This is a genomic window from Yoonia sp. (assembly GCF_046498525.1).
Classification (GTDB): Bacteria; Pseudomonadota; Alphaproteobacteria; order Rhodobacterales; family Rhodobacteraceae; genus Yoonia.
In genome coordinates this window covers 1-3,927 of the sequence record NZ_JAWOAN010000129.1, presented here as the reverse complement: position 1 = coordinate 3,927, position 3,927 = coordinate 1, and the positions used below count along the sequence as shown (strand labels likewise).

General features: G+C 57.8%; 5 protein-coding genes. 4 read left to right on the top strand and 1 reads right to left on the bottom strand.

Features of this window, described 5'->3' with window-relative positions; all coding sequences use genetic code 11:
• On the bottom strand, positions 1–968 hold a 968-nt coding region (locus R6T97_RS08865), incomplete at its 3' end, for a TGS domain-containing protein (RefSeq protein WP_410348932.1).
• A gap of 209 nt (positions 969–1,177) precedes the next feature.
• Between R6T97_RS08865 and R6T97_RS08860 the strand changes: the two genes are divergently transcribed.
• The 4 genes from R6T97_RS08860 to R6T97_RS08845 form a co-directional block, all read left to right on the top strand.
• Entirely contained in the window at positions 1,178–1,423 is a 246-nt protein-coding gene (locus R6T97_RS08860) for a hypothetical protein (protein WP_410348931.1), read from the top strand.
• 134 nt (positions 1,424–1,557) lie between these two features.
• Positions 1,558–2,334, top strand: coding sequence for an alpha/beta hydrolase (locus R6T97_RS08855; RefSeq protein ID WP_410348930.1), 777 nt, complete (start codon positions 1,558–1,560; stop codon positions 2,332–2,334).
• Between the two features lie 64 nt (positions 2,335–2,398).
• Positions 2,399–3,292 (top strand): alpha/beta hydrolase, encoded by an 894-nt coding sequence (locus R6T97_RS08850; protein ID WP_410348929.1) that lies wholly within the window; start codon positions 2,399–2,401, stop codon positions 3,290–3,292.
• Positions 3,293–3,373: 81 nt separating this feature from the next.
• Positions 3,374–3,927: alpha/beta hydrolase (locus tag R6T97_RS08845; RefSeq protein ID WP_410348928.1), on the top strand; the 554-nt coding region annotated here is incomplete at its 3' end.

Sequence of the window (3,927 nt, the reverse complement as noted above, 5' to 3'; positions counted from 1 at the left end):
ATGAACATATGGTCCTGATACTTTTCCCAGTGCCCTGACGCTTCCCACAGCTTGCGGTCCACGACCTGCGGTGTGTTCACCTCGACGTAGCCGCCCTTGCGCTGCTGGCGGCGCATATAGTCTTGCAGTTCTGTGTAAACTGTCCAGCCGTTGGGGTGCCAGAACACCTGACCGGGGGCCTCTTCCTGCATATGGAACAGGTTCATTTCGCGGCCCAGCTTGCGGTGGTCGCGTTTGGCGGCTTCTTCCAGCATATGCAGGTGGGCCTTCAGCCCTTCCTTGTTGGTGAAGGCCGTGCCGTAGATACGCTGCAACATCGCGCGGTCGCTGTCGCCGCGCCAATAGGCGCCGGCGATGGACATCAGCTTGAAGGCATCCGCAGGAACCTGACCGGTGTGTTGCAGATGCGGACCACGGCACAGGTCTTGCCAGTCGCCGTGCCAATACATGCGCAGCGGTTCATCGCCGAGGATACTCTCGATCAACTCGACCTTATATGGCTCGCCACGGTCCTTGTAATACTGGATCGCAACATCGCGCTCCCAAATCTCGGTGCGGACCTCATCACGCTTGTTGATGATCTCTTTCATCTTCTTTTCGATGGCGCCAAGGTCTTCGGGCGTGAACGGCTCTTTGCGGTCAAAATCGTAATACCAGCCGTCCTTGATGACAGGGCCGATGGTGACTTGGGTCTCGGGCCAGATTTCCTGTACGGCGCGGGCCATGATATGCGCCAGATCGTGGCGCACCAGTTCAAGTGCGGGTTCTTCGTCTTTCATGGTGTTGATGGCGATGCTGCTATCGGCCTCGATTGGCCACTGCAAATCCCAGTGTTGGTCATTGACCGTTGCGCTGATCGCTTTCTTGCGCAGCGAAGATGAGATGTCAGCGGCGACATCGGCCGCAGTGACGCCGGCCTCGTAAGAGCGGCTGTTACCATCGGGAAAAGTCAGGGAAATCTGTGCCATTCGTGGCAAGCTCCTCGTCTGTTTGGCGCCTACAAAACGCCCGGTTGCGGGTTATGTGTGACGGGTAAATGACCTGACGTGGACAAATGGTCAAGTGGCTGGGGAAAGCCCGTGTTGCTGTATACCTAGATATACGTTGACTGCGACACATGAGGCGTTAAACACGACGTAAGTTTCCGATCCGAAACATAGATGTTGGGGGATAACAGATGCCAAGCTACAACCGTTCATTTGATCTAAACGTAGACGACGTCAACATGATCGAAGAGGCGCTGCGCGCACGCGGTCGCGAACTGTCAAGCATGCGGCTGGCCTTGAAAGAGGACAATCCCGCCCATCTGGAATCGATCCGCGTGATCGAACGTGACCAGCGCCAGAACGAAGAACTGCTGGGCCGTTTGCACGATCAGAAAATTTTCTACCGCCCCAAGAAATCGGTCTACGTCGGCGGATAGTGCCAGCCTGACCGGGCACAGTCGAAAATATCTGCAAAAGGCATGCAGCGTTTGACCGTTGTGCGCCTTTTTCATTGTCACATCTAAGCCCGAAAGACCTTGCAGCGACTGGCCTGTTGTGGTGCCATGAAGCCATGGAAAACACGCAAGACACCCCGTCATTTGTCACCCCGCAAGGGCGCCGTATTGCTTATCACCTGACTGATGGCACCGGTCCTGCGGTGGTGTTTCTGGGTGGGTTCAAATCCGACATGGGCGGCACAAAGGCAGTGCATCTTGAAGAATGGGCGCGCGCCTCTGGCCGCGCGTTTTTGCGCTTCGACTATTCCGGGCACGGTGAAAGCAGCGGGGCCTTTACCGACGGTTGCATTGGCGACTGGTTCGAAGATGCCGCTGCAGCTATCGGTCTGCTGGCCGGCAAGGTCATTTTGGTTGGTTCCAGCATGGGGGGGTGGATATCCCTGCTGGTCGCAAAGGCGATGCCTGAAAAAGTCGCTGGCATGGTTACAATCGCGGCCGCGCCGGATTTCACCGAAGACAGCATGTGGGCAGGCTTTACGGACGCGCAGAAACGGGAACTGATGGCGGGGCAGGTCGCTTTGCCTTCGGAATACGGAGAACCTTACATCATCACCCGACGTCTGATCGAGGAAGGGCGCGCGCGCCTTGTCCTGCGCGACCCGCTGACGCTGAACTTTCCTGCGCGCTTTTTGCAGGGAACAGCCGACCGCGATGTCGAGATGTCCGTCGCCTTGCGCCTGCTGGACCATGCCTCTGGCTCCGACATGCGCCTGACCCTTGTCGACGGGGCGGATCATCGTTTTTCGGATGAGGATTGTCTGGATTTGATTGTGTCGTCGGTCGAAGATGTCTTGCGGCGATCTGCGAGGGACACCGCCCCTCCGACGTAACGTTCGGATCTGCGATCAGCCAAGGCTTTGCGCAGGGTTCCGGAGATACTTGGAAAGGGACGCGATGGGATTGGCAGTTGGGCAAGAGGCAGGCCGGGGGCTGGCCGACTTGGAGGCAGCGATCGCTGCGGCGGAAGCCCGAGTACCGGACCTGCGCCCGGGTTGCGAAAAGCGGATCGTATGGGCGGTTGCGCCTGCCACCAAGACACCGGTATCTTTACTCTATATTCACGGGTTTTCTGCAACCGGTGAGGAATTGCGCCCTTTGCCCGACATGGTCGCGGACGCATTTGGCGCGAACATTCACTTCACACGGCTGACCGGCCACGGACAGGATGGCGATGCAATGGGACAGGCTACCCTGTCCGACTGGCGGCGTGATGTGGCCGAGGCGATTGTGATTGCGGAAACGCTTGGGGATGAGGTGATCATCATGGGCTGCTCGACCGGTTGCACACTGGCAACGCTGGCCTTGGCAGAAGGGGCGCAGGCCAAAGCGATGGTTCATATTTCACCCAATTTCGGGCTGCGGTACCGCGTGGTGCAAACCTTGCTTGATCTTCCCGGCGCGCGTCACTGGTCGCGCTATGTCGCCGGATCGTCGCGATCATTCGCGCCGTCAAGTGCCGCTCACGCGGCCTATTGGACCCTGCAGTATCCGACAGACGCGGTTCATGTAATGGCGGATGCGGTACGCGCGGTGCGCCACGCTGATCTGTCGCTGATCAAGACGCCTGCCTTGTTCTGCTTTAACGATGCCGATCAGGTCGTGCACCCCGAGGACACACATAAAGTCATCGCCCGCTGGGGCGCGCAGGCCGAAACGGTTGCGATCACGCAGACACCCGACGATCACGACATGGGGCATGTCATGGCCGGTGACATCTTTTCGCCCGGCCAGACAGCGCCGTTGGCACGGCAGATTATCGCTTGGGGGCAAAGCCTGCCTGTGCATTGAAGCACTTGCGGGAGCACGGTTTCCGCGCCACAGTGTGAAAAACCTATAAAAGGTTGAGCAGTTTGTTAGGGTTTTTGTACAATGCCGCGTGAAACGCTGGTGATGATCCCGCCGATGCTGTCTGACGCGCGCGTTTTTGCGCATCAGTTGCAGGTGATGTCAAAATCCCATGCCGTCATGGTCGCACCCCCAACTTGTGGTGAGCGTATCGAGGAAATCGCCAGCCAAGTCCTGTCATGGGCGCCTTCAAAGTTCGCCCTTTGCGGGATGGGTCTTGGCGGTATGGTCGCGATGGAGCTCATGCGGCGTGCGCCCGAGCGGATGACTCGGATTGCGCTTGTCAGCACCAGCGCGCAGGCCGATACGCCAGAATCCGCAGCCGCCCGCGAGCCGCATATCATCGCGGCGCGTGCGGGGCGTTGGAACGATGTCTTGCAACACGAGATTAATTCGACATGGATGGCACCCTCGACCGATAAAGCACAACTGGTCCGTGTTCTGACCGAGATGGGGCGCGATCTGGGGTCCAAAGCATTAGAGAAATTTCAAGAAAAAACTTCTGCTTCAGGAGATATGGAAACCCTTATCATGTGTATTAAAGAATACACTGATAAGCATGACGTATTGAATGGAAT